16 protein-coding genes are annotated in these 19,844 nt (G+C 66.1%); 6 read left to right on the top strand and 10 right to left on the bottom strand.

Features of this window, described 5'->3' with window-relative positions:
• Positions 1–72: 72 nt before the first annotated feature.
• The 4 genes from LC039_RS02835 (at position 73) to LC039_RS02820 (ending at position 4,591) form a co-directional block, all read left to right on the top strand.
• Positions 73–603, top strand: coding sequence for a CoxG family protein (locus LC039_RS02835; RefSeq protein WP_226621538.1), 531 nt, complete (start codon positions 73–75; stop codon positions 601–603).
• Between the two features lie 58 nt (positions 604–661).
• On the top strand, positions 662–1,147 hold the full coding sequence (locus LC039_RS02830; protein ID WP_226621537.1) for a (2Fe-2S)-binding protein: 486 nt from the start codon (positions 662–664) through the stop codon (positions 1,145–1,147).
• A gap of 181 nt (positions 1,148–1,328) precedes the next feature.
• Positions 1,329–3,689, top strand: coding sequence for a xanthine dehydrogenase family protein molybdopterin-binding subunit (locus LC039_RS02825; protein WP_226621536.1), 2,361 nt, complete (start codon positions 1,329–1,331; stop codon positions 3,687–3,689).
• A 116-nt stretch (positions 3,690–3,805) separates the two neighbouring features.
• Positions 3,806–4,591 carry an FAD binding domain-containing protein gene (locus LC039_RS02820; protein ID WP_226621535.1) on the top strand — a complete coding sequence of 262 codons (786 nt, stop codon included), beginning with the start codon at positions 3,806–3,808 and terminating at the stop codon, positions 4,589–4,591.
• 118 nt (positions 4,592–4,709) lie between these two features.
• Here LC039_RS02820 and LC039_RS02815 read toward each other — a convergent pair whose 3' ends face one another.
• The 3 genes from LC039_RS02815 to LC039_RS02805 all read right to left on the bottom strand — a co-directional run bounded on the left by LC039_RS02815 (position 4,710) and on the right by LC039_RS02805 (position 8,252).
• Positions 4,710–6,155, bottom strand: a complete 1,446-nt coding sequence (locus LC039_RS02815; protein WP_226621534.1) for a cobyric acid synthase — start codon at positions 6,153–6,155, stop codon at positions 4,710–4,712.
• 111 nt (positions 6,156–6,266) lie between these two features.
• Complete coding sequence (locus LC039_RS02810; protein ID WP_226621533.1) at positions 6,267–6,884, bottom strand: YitT family protein; 618 nt, start codon at positions 6,882–6,884, stop codon at positions 6,267–6,269.
• Between the two features lie 150 nt (positions 6,885–7,034).
• On the bottom strand, positions 7,035–8,252 hold the full coding sequence (locus tag LC039_RS02805) for an NADP-dependent isocitrate dehydrogenase (protein WP_226621532.1): 1,218 nt from the start codon (positions 8,250–8,252) through the stop codon (positions 7,035–7,037).
• A 162-nt stretch (positions 8,253–8,414) separates the two neighbouring features.
• On the opposite strand from LC039_RS02805, the gene LC039_RS02800 reads away from it, so the two are divergent.
• Both LC039_RS02800 and LC039_RS02795 read left to right on the top strand, forming a co-directional pair.
• Entirely contained in the window at positions 8,415–8,699 is a 285-nt protein-coding gene (locus tag LC039_RS02800) for a hypothetical protein (RefSeq protein WP_226621531.1), read from the top strand.
• Positions 8,700–8,746: 47 nt separating this feature from the next.
• Positions 8,747–10,324, top strand: coding sequence for a methyl-accepting chemotaxis protein (locus tag LC039_RS02795; RefSeq protein WP_226621530.1), 1,578 nt, complete (start codon positions 8,747–8,749; stop codon positions 10,322–10,324).
• 197 nt (positions 10,325–10,521) lie between these two features.
• Here LC039_RS02795 and LC039_RS02790 read toward each other — a convergent pair whose 3' ends face one another.
• From LC039_RS02790 to LC039_RS02760, 7 genes are all read right to left on the bottom strand, one after another.
• A complete protein-coding gene (locus tag LC039_RS02790) occupies positions 10,522–11,763 on the bottom strand; it encodes a multidrug effflux MFS transporter (protein WP_226621529.1) in 1,242 nt (413 codons plus the stop codon).
• Positions 11,764–11,958: 195 nt separating this feature from the next.
• Positions 11,959–12,591 (bottom strand): DsbA family protein, encoded by a 633-nt coding sequence (locus LC039_RS02785; RefSeq protein WP_226621528.1) that lies wholly within the window; start codon positions 12,589–12,591, stop codon positions 11,959–11,961.
• 237 nt (positions 12,592–12,828) lie between these two features.
• Entirely contained in the window at positions 12,829–13,710 is an 882-nt protein-coding gene (locus LC039_RS02780; RefSeq protein WP_226621527.1) for an LnmK family bifunctional acyltransferase/decarboxylase, read from the bottom strand.
• Positions 13,711–13,879: 169 nt separating this feature from the next.
• Positions 13,880–15,541 carry a BCCT family transporter gene (locus tag LC039_RS02775; RefSeq protein WP_226621526.1) on the bottom strand — a complete coding sequence of 554 codons (1,662 nt, stop codon included), beginning with the start codon at positions 15,539–15,541 and terminating at the stop codon, positions 13,880–13,882.
• 220 nt (positions 15,542–15,761) lie between these two features.
• Entirely contained in the window at positions 15,762–16,886 is a 1,125-nt protein-coding gene (locus LC039_RS02770) for a helix-turn-helix transcriptional regulator (RefSeq protein WP_226621525.1), read from the bottom strand.
• Positions 16,887–17,150: 264 nt separating this feature from the next.
• Entirely contained in the window at positions 17,151–18,311 is a 1,161-nt protein-coding gene (locus LC039_RS02765) for a glycosyltransferase (protein WP_226621524.1), read from the bottom strand.
• Positions 18,312–18,400: 89 nt separating this feature from the next.
• Positions 18,401–19,843: a TRAP transporter large permease gene (locus tag LC039_RS02760; protein ID WP_226621523.1), complete on the bottom strand. Its 1,443-nt coding sequence runs from the start codon at positions 19,841–19,843 to the stop codon at positions 18,401–18,403.
• Position 19,844: the final 1 nt, after the last annotated feature.

Genomic DNA, 19,844 nt, shown 5'->3' with positions numbered 1-19,844 from the left:
GCTGCGCCTTTGGTCTAATAGGCGCGGCGCATCTTCCTGATAGTCTGGGCGTCGAAAGAGAGGACAAGAGCCATGCAGATGAGCGATACCCGCGTGATCAAGGCCCCGCGCGAGGTGGTCTGGGCCGCGATCCTGAACCCCGAGGTGCTGAAGGCCTGCGTGCCGGGCTGCACCGAGCTGACCGGCACCCCCGAGGAGGGCTTCGAGGCGACGGTGGTGCAGAAGGTCGGCCCGGTGAAGGCGACCTTCAAGGGCACGGTGACCCTGTCGAACATGGCCGAGCCGGAGGCGGTGACGCTCACCGGCGAGGGCAAGGGCGGCGCCGCGGGCTTTGCCAAGGGCGGCGCCGACGTGCGTTTCGCCGAGGTCGAGGACGGCACCGAGCTCAGCTACGAGGTCGATGCCAAGGTCGGCGGCAAGCTGGCGCAGCTCGGTAGCCGGATCATCGACGGCTTTGCAAAGAAGATGGCCGACCAGTTCTTCACCAACCTGCAGGACGCGGTCGAGGGGCCGTCGGACCCGGACGAGGCGCCTGAGGCCGAGGGGGAAGCCGCCGAAGAGGGCAAGAAAAAAGGCTGGTTCAAGCGGATGGTCTCGGGCTGACGCCCGTGCCAGAGTACAACCGAGCCAAAACCGAACAGTCATCCCAGGGAGGGTACGTATGACCAAGGTAACGATGACGGTGAACGGCAAATCCGTCAGCAAGGAGGTCAGGGGCAATATGCTGATGACCGAGTTCCTGCGCGACGAGCTGCACCTGACGGGCACGCACGTCGGCTGCGACACCTCGCAATGCGGCGCCTGCAACATTCACGTCAACGGCGAGACCGTGAAGGGCTGCACCATATTCGCTGCGGAATGCGACGGCGCCGAGGTCGGCACCATCGAGGGCCAGGCCAATGCCGACGGCACGCTGAACGTGATCCAGCAGGCCTTTCAGGACCACCACGGGCTGCAATGCGGCTTCTGCACGCCGGGCATGGTGATGTCGGCGGCGACGCTGCTGAAAGAAAACCCCAAGCCCACCGAGGCCGAGATCCGGCACTACCTCGAGGGCAATATCTGCCGCTGCACCGGCTACCACAATATCGTCAAGGCGATCATGGCCGCCAGCGGCCAGGACGTGAGCACCATCGCCGCCGAGTGAGCGCGGCGCCGCGGGCCCGGTGGGGCCGCGCGCATAGACGAAGATCTACGAACGATCCGGTGGCGGTTGGGAGGCCGCCCGCGGAACAGGGAGGACCGGCGGAAACGGAGGCCGCCGGGTGGAGAGTTCGAGGCGGGCCGGGCAGGACCCACACCCGCCGGCATATCAGGGAGGAGACCCCATGCCGAAGGATCATGGCATCGGAGCGGCCCAGAAGCGGCGCGAGGACGTGCGCTTCCTGACCGGGGCCGGTCAATATACCGACGACATCAACGTGTACGGGCAGACCTACTGCCACTTCCTGCGCTCGGACGTGGCGCATGGCAAGATCACCAGCCTCGATACCAGCGCCGCCGAGGCGATGCCCGGTGTGCTGCGCATCTTCACCGGCAAGGACTTCGAGGGCATCGGCGGGCTGCCCTGCGGCTGGCAGGTGACCGACAAGAACGGCGATCCGATGAAGGAGCCGCCGCATCCCGTGCTCGCGCAGGGCAAGGTGCGCCACGTCGGCGATCCGATCTGCGCGGTGATCGCCGAAACCCTCGATCAGGCCCGCGATGCCGCCGAGGCGATCGAGCTGGAGATCGAGGATCTGCCGGCTGTCGTCGACATGAGGGCGGCGCTGGAGACCGGCTCGGCCAAGGTGCATGACGATCTGGAAGACAACCTCTGCTACGACTGGCAGTTCGGCTCCGACCAGGCCGTGGTGGACAAGGCCTTTGCCGAGGCCGCGCATGTGACGACGCTGGAGCTGGTCAACAACCGCCTCGTCGCCAACCCGATGGAGCCGCGCGTCGCGGTGGCCGAATACGCCCGCGCCAAAGACGAGAGCACGCTCTACACCACCTCGCAGAACCCGCATGTGATCCGCCTGCTGATGGGCGCCTTCGTGCTGGGCATCCCCGAGCACAAGCTGCGCGTGGTGGCCCCGGACGTCGGCGGCGGCTTCGGCACCAAGATCTTCCACTACGCCGAGGAGGCCTTCGTCACCTTCGCCGCGCGGCAGATCAACCGGCCCGTCAAGTGGACCTCGACCCGCTCCGAGGCCTTCATGTCCGACGCCCATGGCCGCGACCACGTGACCAAGATCGAACTGGCGCTGGACGCCGAGAACAACTTCATCGGGCTGCGCACCGACACGCTGGCCAACATGGGGGCGTACCTCTCGACCTTCTCGTCGTCGGTGCCCACCTGGCTGCACGGCACGCTGATGGCGGGGAACTACAAGACCCCGGCGATCCAGGTGAACGTGAAGGCGGTGTTCACCAACACCGTGCCGGTCGACGCCTACCGCGGCGCGGGCCGCCCCGAGGCGACCTTCCAGCTCGAGCGGCTGGTGGACAAGGCGGCGCGGGAGCTGGGCGTGGACCCGATCAAGCTGCGGCGTCAGAACTTCATCGAGAGCTTCCCCTACGCGACCCCGGTGGCGGTGGAATATGACACCGGCGACTACGTGGCGACGATGGACAAGCTCGAAGAGATGATCGGCATCCCCGGCTTTGCCGCGCGCCGCGCCGAGAGCGAGGCGAAGGGCAAGCTGCGCGGGCTCGGGGTCAACTGCTACATCGAGGCCTGCGGCATCGCGCCGTCGAACCTCGTGGGGCAGCTCGGCGCACGGGCAGGGCTCTATGACGCCGCAACCGTGCGGGTGAACGCCACCGGCTCGATCTCGGTCATGGTCGGCGCGCACAGCCACGGGCAGGGGCATGAGACCGCTTTCCCGCAGGTGGTCGCCGACATGCTGGGCATCGACGAGAGCATGATCGACATCGTCCACGGCGACACCTCGAAGATCCCCTTCGGTATGGGCACCTACGGCTCGCGTAGCCTCGCGGTCTGCGGCTCGGCCATGGTCCGCGCCACCGAGAAGATCATCAACAAGGCGAAGAAGATCGCGGCGCACCTGATGGAAGCCTCGGAGGGCGACATCGAGCTGAAGGACGGCATGTTCACCGTCGCGGGCACCGACAAGTCGGTGGCCTGGGGCGATGTCACGCTGGCCGCCTACGTGCCGCACAACTACCCGCTCACCGAGATCGAGCCGGGGCTGGAGGAGACTGCCTTCTACGACCCGGCCAACTTCACCTATCCCGCCGGTGCCTACGCCTGCGAGGTGGAGGTCGACCCCGAGACCGGCAAGGTGACCATCGAACGCTTCGCCGCCGCCGATGATTTCGGCAACGTGGTGAACCCGATGATCGTCGAGGGGCAGGTGCACGGCGGGCTGGCGCAGGGCATCGGCCAGGCGCTGCTGGAGAACTGCGTCTACGACGCCGACGGACAGCTTCTCTCGGCCAGCTACATGGACTACGCCATGCCGCGCGCCGGGGACGTGCCGTTCTACATGGTCGACCACAGCTGCGCGACGCCCTGCACCCACAACCCGCTCGGGGTGAAGGGCTGCGGCGAGGCCGGGGCCATCGGCTCGCCGCCCGCCGTTGTGAACGCGGTGCTCGACGCGCTGAACCACGCCGGGCACGACGTGGCGCATATCGACATGCCCGTCTCGCCGCACCGGGTGTGGCAGGCGATGCAGGGATGATCCCTTTCCCCGGCACAGGCGCTTGCATCTTGCGCCGGGGAAGATGAGTATTCGACGAAATATGAAAGGGATGAGGGGCGCCGGACCGCCCCGGCCCCTTCCGCAGGAGGACGACGATGTACAGCTTTGACGTTGTGAGACCCAAGAGCGTGGCCGATGCCGTGGCCGCGCTCGGAGAGGAAGAGGCGCAGGCGCTCGGGGGCGGGCAGACGCTGATCCCCTCTCTCAAACAGCGCCTCGCCATGCCCTCGGTTCTGGTGAGCCTTGCCGCCATCGACGAGATCAAGGGCGTGTCGAGCGAGGGCGGCGGTCTGACGATCGGCGGCGGCACGACCCATGCCACCGTGGCGAAGGACTGTGCCGCGAGCTATCCGGCGCTGGCGGCGATGGCCGGCAATATCGGTGATCCGGCGGTGCGCAATCGCGGCACCATCGGCGGCAGCCTCGCCAACAACGACCCGGCGGCCTGCTACCCGGCGGCGGCGCTGGCCTCTGGCGCGACCATCGTGACCAACACGCGCGAGATCGCGGCGGACGACTACTTCCAGGGCATGTTCACCACGGCGCTGGAAGAGGGCGAGATCATCACCGCGGTGAAGCTGCCGATCCCGGAAAAGGCCGCCTACATCAAGTTCGAACAGCCCGCCTCGCGCTTTGCGCTGGTCGGGGTCTTCGTCGCCAAGTTCACAGACGGGGTACGCGTGGCGGTCACCGGTGCGTCGGAAGAGGGCGTGTTCCGCTGGACCGAGGCCGAGGCGGCGCTTTCGGGCGATTTCTCCGCCGCGGCGCTGGAGGGGCTTTCGGTGTCAGCGGACGGGCTGATGACCGATCTGCACGGCTCGGCCGCCTACCGCGCGCATCTGATCGGTGTGCTGACCAAGCGGGCCGTGGCGCAGGCGTAATCGCGGGTCGGGTTCGGGATTGGCGTCCTCCGGGAAACCGGGGGACGCTTTCTATTCTGTCGGATAGTCAGATGCGCTGCGTGTCCTCAGGCTTGCCGCCTGACACGCGGGCGCAGCGCTAGCGTGCCAGCGCCAGGAGCCCTTCGACGTCGAGATGCGCCTCCATGTGCTCCGCCAGCGCGTCGAGCACCGTATCCACCTTCGCGCCGTAGCGGGTGTCGCTGCGGGCGACGCCGAGTCCCTCGAGCCAGGCGCCGCGGAAGGCGTCGTCCGAAAACAGCCCGTGCAGGTAGCTGCCGGTGACCCGTCCATCCGTCGAGATCGCGCCATCCGGCCTGCCATCCACCATCGCGAAGGGACGGGCACAGTCTGGCCCTTCGGTGCGCCCGATGTGGATCTCGTAGCCGTCCAGCGGCAGGCCGCTGGCGACGTGCTCTGCACGGACCCGGGTGAGGCGCTTGTCGGGGATCATCACCGTGTCGACCTCGAGCAGGCCGAGGCCCGGATCCGTGCCCGCCGGCCCCTCTATGCCCTCGGGGTCCGAGATGGACCGGCCCAGCATCTGGTAGCCGCCGCAGATCCCCAGCACGTCCCCGCCACGCCGAACATGCGCCGCGATGTCCACGTCCCAGCCCTGCGCGCGCAGGAAGGCGAGATCGCCGCGCGTCGACTTGCTGCCCGGCAGGATGACGAGGTCCGTATCGCCCGGCAGCGGCTCGCCCGGACCGAGCATGCTGAGCGACACGCCCGGTTCCTGCGCGAGCGGGTCGAGGTCGTCGAAATTGGCGATGCGCGAGAGCGCGAGGCAGACGACCTTGAGCCCGCTCTCCCGGGACCGCCGCGGCAGGTCGAGCGCATCCTCGGCGGGCAGCAGGTGCGCATCGAGGAACCACGGCAGCACGCCGAAGCCGCGCCAGCCGGTGGTCGCCTCGATCAGCGCATAGCCATCATAGAACAGGCGAGGGTCGCCACGGAACTTGTTGATAAGAAAGCCTTTCACCAGCGCGGCGTCCGCCGGGTCTATGACCGACTGCGTCCCCACCACCTGCGCGATCACCCCGCCGCGGTCGATGTCCCCGGCCAGCACCACGGGCACCTCGGCGGCGCGCGCGAAGCCCATGTTGGCGATGTCGCGGGGGCGCAGGTTGACCTCGGCGGGGCTTCCCGCGCCCTCGACCAGCACGAGGTCATGCGACGCCTTGAGCCGCTGGAAGCTTTCGAGCACGCCCGCCATGAGCCGCTCCCGCAGCCCGCCATAGTCCCGCGCCTGCGTGGTGGCGATGCGCTTGCCCTGCAGCACGACCTGCGCGCCCATGTCGGTCTCGGGCTTTAGCAGCACCGGGTTCATGTCGGTCACCGCCTCGAGCCCGCAGGCCCGCGCCTGCAGCGCCTGCGCCCGGCCGATCTCGCCGCCATCGGCTGTTACCGCAGCGTTGTTCGACATGTTCTGCGGCTTGAAAGGGGCGACCCGGATCCCCCTGCGCAGCGCGGCGCGACAAAGCCCCGCGACCAGCATCGATTTGCCGACATTCGAGCCGGTGCCCTGCAGCATCAGCGCGGGCATGCAGCGCCTCCGGCGAAACGGGGAAAGTCAAAGAAACTCATGGGGCCAGCCGTCCTGTGTCGGCCCCTGTCATGCCACCGCACCGCCCCGAGGACCAGCGCCAAAGCGCGCTCAGGAGCGCGCGATGTAGCGGTCGCGGCGGTGGTTGATGGCAATCAGCGCGTTCAGGATGATCGCCCCCATCAGCGACCAGAGCACCTGCATCGGCGCGAAGAACAGGAAGGAGGAGGCAAAGACCAGCAGGTCGAAGGCAAGCTGGGTCCAGCCCGCCTTGATCCCGCGGGTGTCCTGCAGCCAGAGCGCCACGATGCCGACCCCGCCCAGCGTTGCGCCGTGCCGGAACAGCGACAGCAGGCCGATCCCGGCGCAGACCCCGAAGAGCGCGGCGGCCAGCGGCGGCGAGACCTCGACGTTCAGGCCCAGCGGCAGAAGGTCCACCATGCTCGACATCAACGCCACCGAGATGAAGCTCTTGATGGTGAATCGCCATCCGAGCTGCTTGACCGCGAGAATGTAGAAGGGCGCGTTGAGCAGGAAGAAGAGCAGGCCGAAGCGCAGCCCCGTCGGCTCGCCCAGCACCAGCGCAAGACCGGCGATCTGGCCGGTGAACAGGCCCGAGGCGCGCAGGAACTGGATTCCCAGCGCAACCAGCGTTGTGCCGACGAGGATGCCGTGGACGTCTTCCCACAGCGTATGACGATCGGGAGGAGGGTTCTCGAGGAGGAGCATGGGGCAGAAATGCTGACCTTTATATCTAACGTCAAGGGGGCATTCGCTGCAGCGCGGCGTGACGGGCGGTCACTGCCTGCAAAACAGGCAGAAACGAGACGGGCCGGTCCCGTGGGACCGGCCCTCTTTTCAGAGACTTGCCGAGCAGACTTACGCCGCGCCAAGCGCCTTGTTGAGGTTCTCGTCGATCTTCTCGAGGAAGCCCATGGTGGTCAGCCACTTCTGGTCGGGCCCGACGAGAAGCGCGAGGTCCTTGGTCATGCCGCCCGATTCCACCGTCTGCACCACCACCTTCTCCAGCGTTTCGGCGAAGTTCAGCAGCTGCGCATTGCCGTCGAGCTTGGCGCGGTGCTTAAGGCCACCGGTCCAGGCGAAGATCGAGGCGATCGAGTTGGTCGAGGTCGCCTGACCCGCCTGGTGCTGGCGGTAGTGGCGAGTGACCGTTCCGTGGGCCGCTTCGGCCTCGACGATCTTGCCATCGGGGGTCATCAACTGCGAGGTCATCAGGCCGAGCGAGCCGAAGCCCTGCGCCACGGTGTCCGACTGCACGTCGCCATCGTAGTTCTTGCAGGCCCAGACGAAGCCACCGTTCCACTTCATGGCGCAGGCCACCATGTCGTCGATCAGCCGGTGCTCGTACCAGATCTTCTTCTTCTTGAACTCCGCTTCGAACTCCTCCTCGAAGACCTTCTGGAAGAGGTCCTTGAAGCGGCCGTCATAGGCCTTGAGGATGGTGTTCTTGGTCGACAGGTAGACCGGCCAGCCCATCATCAGCCCATAGTTGAACGACGCGCGGGCGAAGTCGATGATCGAGCTGTCGAGGTTGTACATCGCCTGGTAGACGCCGGCGGAGGGGGCCTGGTAGACCTCCTTCTCGATCACCGTGCCATCCTCGCCGACGAATTTCATCGTCAGCGTGCCGGCACCGGGGAAGGTGAAGTCGGTGGCCTTGTACTGGTCGCCGAAGGCGTGACGGCCGATGACGATGGGACGGGTCCAGCCGGGCACCAGACGCGGCACGTTGCGACAGATGATCGGCTGACGGAACACCACGCCGCCGAGGATGTTGCGGATCGTGCCATTGGGCGAGCGCCACATCTTCTTGAGGCCGAATTCCTCGACCCGCGCCTCGTCGGGGGTGATCGTGGCGCATTTGACCGCGACACCGATCTCCTTGGTCTTCTCGGCCGCGTCGATGGTGATCTGGTCCTCGGTGCGGTCGCGCTCCTCGATCCCGAGATCGTAGTAGAGCAGATCGACATCGAGGTACGGCAGGATCAGTTTCTTCTTGATGAAGTCCCAGATGATCCGGGTCATCTCGTCCCCGTCCATTTCGACGATGGGGTTCTCGACCTTGATCTTCGACATGGGTGTCCCTTTCGATGGCTGAGTCGGCTGAGCCGCATGTAGCGCGTTTCCCGCGGCGAGGGAAGGTTTGTATGCAACCGTATACCGCATCGTCATGCAATTCGCCGTATTTTTTCCGGCGGGTTAGCGAAATCGAAAACACCCGCCGCATATGCAGGCGTCATGAAACAAAAAGCTGAGGATTTCATGACCGCGTTATTGCTGGCTTCTGTCGTCTGCGTGCTTTTCGGCACCGGGCTGCTTGCGGTTTTCGGTGCCGCACCACCGGACCGATCCGGCGGCTCCGGCGTCTTCCTCGTGATCGCGCCGCCCTGGGGGAAGGGGGCCCCGGCGCTGGTGCGCCTTGCCGGGGGCAGGCTGGTCGGCCCGGTCTCCGCACCTTTCGGCACGCTGGCCGCTTTCGACGATCCCGCACCGGGCGCCCGGCTGCGTCGGCTCGGGGCCTGAGCCACCCGCGATGCCGGGGTGCTGGCCGCGCTCTGCGGAACTCGGTCATGACGGTCGCGGCGCTGAAATCGCTGCCCGGCGCGCTGCAGACCCGGGTGCGTGGTCTATCCGAGCGCACCATGTTGCTGTTGCTCGGTGCGATGCTGGTTCCGGCCTTCGTGGTCACCGATCTCTATCTGGGAAGGCCAATGATGCCGAGCACCGGCGCCGCGGCGGTGCTGCTGTCCATCGCGTGCATCGCGCTTCGGCTGCGCAGCAGGCTCACCGATCACGTGCTGGCGGCGGTTGTCATCGCGGAGGCGGCGCTGCTCACCGCCGCCTACCGGCTACACCCCTGGCAGCTCGACACCCACATGGTGTATTTCGTCATGCTCGCGGGCATCTCGATCCTTGGCCGGGTCAGCGTGCTGGTCTTCGGATGCCTTTTGGTCGCCGCCCAGCATCTCGCGCTGGTGCTGCTGCTACCCGCGCTGGTCTTCCCGTCGAGCGACCTGATGGAAAACCTCATGCGGGTGGTGTTCCACGGCGGCATCGTCATCATGGAAGGGGTGATCCTGACCCTCGCCATCCTGCAACGCAACGCCGGGCGGCAGAACCTCGCGGAAAGCGCGGAACGTCTCGCCGACGAAAGCCATCGCGCCGCCGAGGCGCAGAAGCGCGCGGAGACGACGGCCGAACTGACTCAGGATCTCGTGGCGCGGTTTTCGAAGCACTTCCATGCGCTCGCCGAACGCGACCTCGACTGCGCGCTGAGCCAACCGATGGAGGGGGTTTTCGAGGCGCTGAGACAGGACTTCAACCGCGCGCTGTCGCAGCTTCAGGATGCCCTCGGCAGTGCCCGGCGCACCGCCGAAGGCGTCGACGAGGAAGCCGGTGCGCTGGAGCAGGTCACGGGCGATCTCTCCACCCGCAGCGAGCGCCAGGCGCAGGAGCTCAGCCAGGCCGCCAGCGGCATGGTGGATGTCACCGGTGCGCTGCGCGGCACCGCCACCCGCGCCGGCGAGTTGTCGGAACAGGCGCTGCTCGCCCGCGACAGCGCCGAGGAGGGCGGCACGGTCACCGATCGCGCCATCGCCGCCATGCAGCTCATCGAGCAAAGCTCCTCGGAAGTGGGCAAGATCATCGACCTGATCGACGACATTTCTTTCCAGACCAACCTCCTTGCGCTCAATGCCGGGGTCGAGGCCGCCCGCGCCGGGGAGTCCGGCAAGGGCTTCGCCGTGGTCGCCTCCGAGGTCCGGCAGCTGGCGCAGCGGACCTCGGAGGCGGCGGCCGGGGTGAAGAAGCTGATCCTCGACAGCGAGGAGCAGGTATCCGAGGGCGCCAAGCTGGTGAACGAGGCGGGCGGGCGGCTCTCGGCCATCGTTACCGCGGTCAGCACGGTCAGCAATATGATCGCCGCGATCCGCGACGACGCCAAGGGCCAGTCCGAACGGCTTTCCACGCTTTCCGAGGCGGTCTCGCGGCTCGACAGCCAGACCCAGGAAAGCGCCGCGCTGAGCGAGGAAATGGCCGCAATGGGGCTGCGCCTGCGCGGTCACGCGCGCGACCTGGCGCAGGACATGGCGGTGTTCCGGCTGTCTGGGGATGACGCCTCCGAAGCCCGCCACGCGCGCCACGCCTGAGGGCTGCGCGCCAGGGGGGCGGGGCGGCGGCCGAGCGCGGCGCAACAGGGCGGCGGCGCGCCTAGGGCCGCCGCGCCACAGAGACTCTCCACCAGTACCCTGCAAAGCGCGGCAGCAGCCCGTAGACAAGCGCCCGGCCATGACGGACCGGGCGCTGATTTTCGGAATTCCGGACGCGCCGGCGTCGCGGTTTCGGCTCAGGCCCCGCCGCGCGCCTCGAGCTTCTTCAGGCGCAGCATCAGCAGAAGCGCCAGGCTCACCTCGACGAACACGCCGCAGGCCAGCGGCAGCGGCGTGCCGTTGAACATCAGCCCCACCGGCACCGCCAGCACCACCGCGATCACCGTCGACAGCGCCCCGAGAACCGAGGAGGCAATGCCCGCGATATGGCCGACCGGCTCCATGGCGATGGCATTCACGTTGCCCATGGTGAGCCCCATCATGAAGAACACCGAGACCTGCCAGACGAGGAAGGCCGCGAAGGCCAGGTTGCCGGTCAGACCGCTGGCAAAGATCAGGATTGCCAGCCCCGACAGGACCATCTGCATGACAAGCACCGCGGTCACGATCCGCCGCATGCCCAGCCGGCCGACCAGCTTGGCGTTCACGAAGCTCGCCGACGCGGCAAAGACCGCCGCGCCCCCGAACCAGATCGGGAAATAGGTGCCCTGATCGAAGGTCACGTCGTAGATCTGCTGCACGGAGGAGATCATCGAGAACATGGTCGCCGCCACAAGCGCCTGCACGCCGATCGAGACCTGCACCACCGGATGCGCCAGAAGCTCCTTGATCGCGGCCCAGATGGTTCCGGCGCGGAACGGGCGGCGGCGTTCACGCGGCAGCGTTTCCGGCAGGCGCAAGGTCATCCAGATCGCGATCACCGAGGCGAAGGCGACAAAGGCGAGAAACACCCCGCGCCAGCCGGCCACGCCGATGATCAGCGTGCCGATGCTCGGCGCCAGTGCCGGGAAGAGGGTGAAGACCATCATCACGAAGGACATGATCTGCGCCATGCCGCGACCGGCGTAGACGTCGCGCACGATGGCCAGCGCCACGACCCGCGGCCCCGCGGCGCCGAGCCCCTGCAGCATCCGCGCCGCCAGCACCAGTTCCAGCGAGTCCTCGGTGGCCGCGAGCAGCGCCGCCACTATGTAGACGGCAATGCCGCCGAGGATCACCGGCTTGCGCCCGAAGGTATCCGACAGCGGGCCGGTGAACAGCGTGCCGATCCCCATGCCGAAGACGAAGCTGGTCACCACCAGCTGTGCCCGGTTGATGTCATCGGGCGTCAGCTCCTGACCGATCTGGGGCAGGGCGGGCAGCATGGCGTCGATGGAAAAGGCGATGGTCGCGAACATCGCCGCCAGAAGCGCGATGAATTCGAAGCGGCCGGGGCCCTTCGATGCGGTGACCGCGGCGTCGGGGTCGGAGGAGGTCATGGACATATGGGTCTCGAAAGCAAAACCCCCGCAGGCACGACGGCCGCGAGGGAGACGGGGAGGAGAGGGATCTTTTCCTAGGAGCTACAGTCTTTCGCGACGTAGCGGAACCCGGCTCCCGGTCAATTCCCGCACAGAGAAGCCGCGCCTCGCGCACAGCGAGGGCAGAGGCGGACGCCCGGGTCGCGGCCGGGTTCAGGCCTGCGCGCGGATCTCCTCGATCACCTGCAGCCAGAGCTCGGTCGGCTGCGCGCCGGGGACCGCGTGCTGCCCGGCCACCACGAAGGTCGGCACCGCCTGCACACCCATGCCCCGCGCCGCGGTGTCCATCTCGGCGATCTCGCGGCGGTCCGCCTCGGAGGCCAGCAGCCGCAGCACCACCGAGCCGTCCATGCCCGAACTGTCGGCGATATCCGCCAGAACTTCGGCATCGCCGATGTCTCGGCCGTCGACGAAATAGGCCCGGAACAGCGCGGAGACGATGGCGGTCTGCACCCCCTCGATCTCGGCCCAATGGATCAGACGGTGCGCATCCAGGGTCGAGGGCGTGGTCTTGATCTTGTCGAGGTGAATCTCCAGCCCGGCCTCGGCCGCCTTTTCGGCGATCGGCATGTAGGCCTGGACCGCGCCTTCCTTGCCGCCGAATTTCGCCTCGAGATAGGTGCGCCGGTCCATGCCGCCGGCGGGCATCTCCGGGTTCAGCATGAAGGGCCGCCACCGGATGGTGAACGGGTGGTCCGGCTGCTGCAGGAGCGCGCGGTCCAGAAGGCCCTTGCCAATGTAGCACCAGGGGCAGATCGGGTCAGAGAAGATATCGAGCGTGGTCATGTTTGGTCCGTCCTTTGCCGCCTCATAGCAGGCGCCACGTCGCTTGGCGACAGGCCGAACCCCAAAGCGTTCATGTTTCGGGCAAACCCGAAACATGAATTCGCGCGTTGTTGGCTTCGATATCGTCTCAACACCGCCGCAGGTGAACGCGCCCGACGCACATGCTCTGGCCGAACCGATTTCGCCAGGTCCGGAAAGCCACTTCGTCAGCTCTAGATCGTCTCGGGCTCCGCCGGATCAAAGCGCGCGGCGCTCGCTCAGGCAAATCGCGATCACGCAATTGTCCGACCGGCGCCGGGCTGCAGAGAGCACCTCGATGAGAGGTTTGGGGGCGATGCCTTTCGCGGTCGCCCTGCTGGAGATGTCGAGAACGTCGCCCTCGTCGATATTGCCGAAGTAGTGGATTTCGCGCGCCACAACCGGCAGCCGCGGCTTCAGCGGCGGAATGCTGGCGTGCTCGGCCCGTTCGAACATGTCGGAGAAATTGGCGAAATAGGTGAGCCCAACGCCGTTGAAATGCGTGGGACCGAAGATCTCGACACTCGCATGGCAGGGATCCTCGGTCGACCAGGGGGCCACGCGAAGGCTGCGCCCGTTGCGACGAAGCACATTTGCACGGGAGGCGCCGGATCCACTGCGGGCGGCCCTGAGTTCAGACGGCAGGGCCGCCGCCGCGAGCGCGGTGTTCGATGGTCCCTCGCGCCGTGCGAAAGAGGTGATGAGTTCGACGACCATTCGGGCGCCGGAGGCGGACTTCAGTGAAAACACGCCACGCCAGCCCGAGGCCGGTCGCGGGGCGATTTCGGTGTCGATCCTGGCAAGGTCGTCTTCGGAAAACCCCTCGCCATTGCCCTGAACCGTCGCGGCGACCACGGAGGCCATGATGCGGGCCCCCGTCAGGTCTCGGAGATCGCCGGGCCGTTGCCCGAGCCAGCCGCTCAGCGACCACCAGTGCCGATGGGCGCATTCCTTGAGCAGCCAGGTGAGGCTGACGCCGGTGCCGTTGAGATGCGGCATTCCAAGACGGAACACTGCCTGCACATCGGGTGCCTCCTCGCAGGTGTCGAATCCGGCGGGATGATCGGGCAGAGCCAATCTTCGGGACAGGGTGGGGGACATAGTCAGCTCCTTGGTTTTGGGGTGAAATGCACGGGTGCGAAAACCGATCTGCGTATCGTTGGTTGTCTTGCGTGCCCCCAGCGCTGGTTGGCCTGCGTGTGCTGCGCGTCAAAAACTAGGGGAGCGGTACGACGGGGGAGGCCCGAACGGCCTTGCCGGGGAGACGCGGTCACTGCGCGCGGAGGCCGGGCGGCACTGGTTCGGGCCCCGCCAAAGGCCTTCGGTCGATCCCGGCGCGGCAGAGGGCAAGCGCGATCGCCGGGATCAACAGGGCCATGATCGCGGAAAACGGCGCCGCCCCCAGGATCATCACGTCGCGGATCGAACCGGCCCCGCCGACGGACAGGATGACGCCCGTGAGCATGGCAATGAGCAACGCCCAGACCATTGAATGCAGGGGGCTTTCGGCATCTTCTCCCCCGCCAGCGCCGATTGCCCGGATGGCGATGATTGCCGCGGTCGCGGAGGCCACGATGAGGGCGAGAAACAGCACGAGGACCAGAAGTTTCGCCGCGAAGGCGAGGCCTGGCGTGAGCATGAGGCCGAGGGCGACGTAGATCCGCTGCGCGTGGTCTGCGGCGATCAGACGTCCCTGTGCGGTGCCATCAAGCTCGAGAAGGAGGGCCGAGCCGCCTATGGCCGCGAACCATGCAAAGCACATCAAGCTCGGAGCGAGCACGGCGCCGAGAATGAATTCACGGACGGTGCGCCCCCGGGAGACCCTTGCAAGAAAAAGACCGACGAAGGGCGCGATGGCGATGCACCAGGCCCAGTAGAAGATCGTCCACTGCTCCTGCCAGATCCGCGCTGCCTCCCCGGTTGGCCCGGGGGCCAAGGCCTGCACGGTCAGGATGCGCGACGGCAGGTTTCGCAGGTAGCTCAAACCGCTCTCGGCAAAGAGACCGATCACCCGGACTCCCGCGCCGTGAAGGACGAAGATCAGCATCAGGCAGAAGCTCAGGAGGATTCCTATCTGCGAGGTCCATTTCACGCCGCGCTCGACGCCCGACAGGATGGAGGCGAGCGCCGCGGCGAGCGCCACGACCAGCGCGGACAGCAGGGCGGTGATCGGAGGGGAGCCGGCAAATTCGGCGAAGAAGGCACGTCCGGTCAGCAGGGCCAGCCCCGAAACAATCTGCTCCAGTCCGAGCGCGAGCGCCGTGGTTATTCCGGCAACGATCGCGATGATGGAAATGACGTCTACGGCGTGGCCGGTGACGCCCTCGAGACGCCGTCCGAAGAGCGCCGCCAGCGCCGATCGCATGGTGAGCGGATGTCCGTCGCGGTGGCAGGCCAGCCCCAGAGCCAACCCGACCAGCGCGAAACAGCACCATACCGAAAACCCCCAGTGCAGGAACACGTACCCCATGGCGGACACCGCAGCCCGGGCGGATCGCGCCGTTTCCGTGCCGGTGATGATATCGGGGTTGCTGATGAAGTGGGAAATCGGCTCGTTCACCGAGAAGACAAGAATGCCGATCCCGATCCCGGCGCAGAACATCATGGAAAGCCATCCGGCGGTGCCGAACTCCGGTCGCGCATCGTCCGGCCCAAGCCGCACTTGGCCGGAGACAGGGAGAATGGCCAGCGTGAAAAGGAACAGCACGCCGCCCGCCATCAGGTAGATATACCATCCGCCAAACGCCGAAAATGCCATCCCGGTTGCAGCATCCAGCACCCGCTGCGCAATGACCGGGGTCACCGCAAAACTCAGCGCAAGAAAAAGAACCATGCCTTTCGCGCTGATAGCCACCACGGGATTGAACCCCTTGTAGAAACCAAGTCGGGCAACAGAGATTTCCAAAGAGGCGGTCGATTTCGGTTCCGACATGCTTCTGTCCCCATCGTGGCCAAGACCAAGCGAAACCCAGGCATCCTCCCGAGAGCCGTTGGCATCGCGGCTTGCTTTGAAACCACCGGCCGTTTCCGGGGGTTTCTGGCACTTGAGGAAAGATAGCTCCGGGTCGGAGGGGGCGGTTATTCCCATCTGGCAATGGCGGTCGCCGCAAGACGCCTTGCATCGCCGCGTGCCGCTGCCGGGGCAGGCGGACCTAGGACATCCAAACCGGAGATTTCATGACAAGGAGAAGCAGTTCGCTTTGACTGTGCGTCCCGGTCTTCGAGAGGACATTCTTCAGGTACTGCCGCGAACTGCCCGCGGTGAGGCCGAGTTTGGCACCCGCATCGACGACCGAAGCTCCAGAGACCATCTCCGCGACCAGCTTGGCTTCCGACGGGAACAGGCCGAACATGTGCTGAAGACGTTCCCACGGAGCCTCGCGCGCGCGCGTCGGGTCATTCACATAGATCGCTGCAAGGTCTCCCTTCTGCCGGACAAGGGTTTGCCCCAGCGGCACCCCGCCGATCGGCGAGACCAGCACCCGCAATGGCAGTTGCGCGGGGCGTTCCAGAACGAGCGCCTGCGGCTCTGTCTCCGGCTCGGACATCACGTTCATCAGGGCTGCCCGGATCACGCGGGTCGTCTCGGGCGTCGCGGCGCCCAGCTTGCCGTCGAGCAGCCGCAAGTCCGCGCCTGCCGCCAAAAGCTCGCCAGCCATCCTGTTGCCAAAGACGAACTCGCCATCGGGCCGCACGATAAAGACACCGAGCGGGATCTGATCCAGGGCATCGCGTGCTGCCGTATGCTGGAGGTCCATGGCCGCAAAGACATGGTAAAGCCTCAGGGCGCGGCGCAAATGCGGGACAAGCTCACCGAGCAATTGGCATTCTTCGGTCCCGAAAACCGGCTGGTGGAGCCCGCGATGCGCGGTGAAGAAAGTCGTCGATTTTGTCTCTTCGACCAGGTTCACCCCGAGCGTGTATTCTATCCCGTCCGGCGCCAGAACCTCGCGGTACAAGCGCGAGCTGTGCAATTCTTCGTCGGTCAGCACCATTCTGCAGTGCGCCGGAAGAAAAGGCCGCTCGGTCATGTAAGCAAGCCTGGGATCTTCGGGCATCAGTGCCTGGTATTGCCTGATGCGCTCTTCGGTGAAGGTCGTGCCATAGGTAATAAGAAAGGAAAAGGAGCGGTCTTGCAGATCAATATGGCCGATCTGGGCGCTTTCGGAGTCCAGCAGCCGCGCCGCACCCGACAGGAAATGGGGCCACCGCTCCGCATCCCCGGCTGCATCGTATATGGCATCCACAAGGGATTCGATATTCTGGAATTCCTGCACCTCGCGGCGTCCTTTCCAATCCTGCCGCAATATAGCACGTCGGCCGTATAAACGGGCGCTGTGAGTTAGTGAGAATTCTATGCAAGGATGGAAATTGCTCAGCGCGGCGAAAATGTGCGCATCGAGACCGGCAAATTGTCGAAGAGAGGTTTACACGGTCCTGTATTGAACGAACCTCGTGGCTCGGCCTCAAAAAGCGCCATAGAAATGGACTGCGCCTCCAGGCTCAGCCCAGCCGCCGCTTTCTGCGGAGAGGGGGCAGGCTCACACCCCGCTTGAGCGCAGCGCAACGATCCGGCGGATCTCGTCCTCCACCTTCTGCAGCAGCACCGCGTTGTCGAATTTCGCCTCGGCGGTGGCGCGGGCAGCGCGGGACATGGCGGCGCGGTCGGGCAAGTCGAGAACCTTTGCGATGGCGCCGGCAAAGCCGTCCTCGTCCCACTCGGGCACCAGGAAACCGGTCTCACCCTCGGTCACCGCCTCGGGGATCCCCGCGTGCAGGGTCGAAACGGTGATGCAGCCCGCGGCCAGCGCCTCCTGGATGGCGGTGGGCAGCCCCTCGGTATTGCCGTTCTTGTCGGTGATCGAATGCTGCAGGAAGGTCTCGGTGGTCAGGAGCTGCGCCCGCACCGCGTCATGCGGCAGCGCCCCGGCGAAGGTGACCTGCTCGGCAACTCCCAGTTCGGCGGCAAGCGCCTTGCAGCTGTCCAGCAGCGGGCCGTCGCCGATGAAGGTGAGATGCGCCTCGCGCCCCTTGGCGGCGGTGGCGAAGGCGCGCAGGGTGATCTGCGGCGCTTTCTTGTCGACCATCCGCCCCACGGCGAGGCAACTGCCCGGCACCTTCTCGCCCGGCACGAACCGGCGCACGTCGACGCCCGAGGGCACGACATGGGAATTGGGATGGGTGACACCGTGCTTGGCGAGGTTGTCGAGCAGGAACTGCGAGACCGAGAACACGCCGTCGAGCCGCGGCATCATCTTGCGGTAGCTCTTGACCCTTTGCGGCGAAGTGAGCGCGCGCGACGCATCAGTGCCGCGGAAATAGGTGAAGACCGGCAGGTTCATCTCGTTGGCCAGCTTAGCCACCACCAGCGCCTGCGTGCCGAACTCGGCGAGGATCACCTCGACCTTCTGCTCGTGCAGCCATTGCATCAGCCGGGTACGATTGGCGCCGAAGGGCAGGCGGCCCGTGCCCTCGGTCAGCGAGTTCCACCCCATGGCGACCGGCGCCAGCACCTTGTCCGACAGCGAGAGCTTGGAGCGCCGCTCGAACAACGGCTTGTCGTAGGGGTTCTGGCCGTTGAAGCGGCCGCAGAGCACCACCGTGTCGCCGCCGAAAATGTGCTCGATATGGCGGTTGATGAAGGTCTCGCCCGGCACATGGTAGTCGGAGGTGACGATGCAGGTCTTGAATTGGCGGCTCATGCGGGATCTCCCGGGGTCTTCACGCCGCGCCTACATGCCCTCGAAGACCCCGCCGCGCAAGGGCGGCGGGGTCCGGTCTCAGATCAGCTTCATTCCCCGTAGGCCATCGCCGGCAGCCAGGTTGTCAGGGCCGGGAACTCGAATACGATGAACAGGCCCAGGAGCTGCAGCAGCACGAAGGGGATGATGCCCTTGTAGATATGCGCCAGCGTGACCCCCGGCGGGCAGACACCCTTCAGATAGAAGAGCGCGAAGCCCACTGGTGGCGTCAGGAAGGACGTCTGCAAGGTCACCGCCACGAGGATGGCGAACCAAACCACCTGCGGGTCGCGCACCTGGTCGAAGCCCGGCACCGCCAGGTCCAGCCCCTGGATGATCGGCAGCATCAGCGGCATGATGATAATGGTGATCTCGATCCAGTCCAGCAGGAACCCCAGGCAGAAGACGATAAACAGGATGAAGGCGATCGTCAGGTAGGGGTTATCGAAGGCCGAGAGCACCAGGTGCTGCACGATCTCGTCCCCGCCGTAGCGGCGCAGCACGAAGGCGAAGAAGTTCGCCGCCAGGAAGATGCCGGTGATGTAGCCCGCGGTGTTGAGCGTCGAACGCGCGACCTCACGGAACACCTTCCAGTCGAGCTTGCGATTGAGAAGCGCAAGGACAGTCGCGCCGAGCGCGCCGAGGCCAGAGGCTTCGGTCGGCGTGGCGACCCCGACGAAGATCGAGCCCAGCACCAGCAGGATCAGCAGCATCGGCGGCACCACCGCAAGCAGCACCTCCTTCACCTCGTGCCAGCCCACGTGCTCGGATTTCTCCGGCGCGGGCATCGAGTCGGGCGAGAGGAATCCGTAGACCACGATGAAGACGATATAGAGCGCCCCGAGGATGAGCCCCGGGAACAAGGCCCCCATGAACAGGTCACCGAGCGAGATCGCCAGCTGGTCCGACATGATCACCAGCATGATCGACGGCGGGATCAGGATCCCCAGCGTGCCGGCGCTCGCAATGGTGCCGGTCGCGATCGGTTTGGAGTAGTTCTGCGCCATCATTGCGGGCAGCGCCATCACGCCGAGCAGCGTTACCGAGGCCCCGATCACGCCGGTCGAGGCGGCGAGGATGATGCCGATCAGCAGTACGGTCAGCGAGAGGCCCCCGCGCAGCGAGCCGAAGAGCTTTTGCATCGCGTGCATCATCCGCTGCGCCACGCCCGACTGGTCGAGCATCAGGCCCATGTAGATGAACATCGGTAGCGCCACGAGCACCGGGTTGTTGACGATATTGCCGAAGAGCCGCCCCGAGAGCGCCAGCAGGCGGTTGTACTCCAGCCCGATGCGGTCGAACTCGATCACGTCCTTGAAGTCGGCGCGGAACGGGTCGAGCAGGATCTGCGACAGGATGACGAAGACCAGGCTCACGCCGACCAGCGCCATGGCCACGGGAATGCCGCGGAACAGCATCCAGATGAAGGTCAGGAACATCGCCGCGACGGCGATCTCGTTCAGCGTCAGGTATTGGCCGAGGAAGTGCAGCATC

It is taken from the genome of Alloyangia pacifica (assembly GCF_020524285.1).
Lineage (GTDB): Bacteria > Pseudomonadota > Alphaproteobacteria > Rhodobacterales > Rhodobacteraceae > Salipiger > Salipiger pacificus_B.
This window is presented reverse-complemented; position numbering and strand designations above follow the sequence as displayed.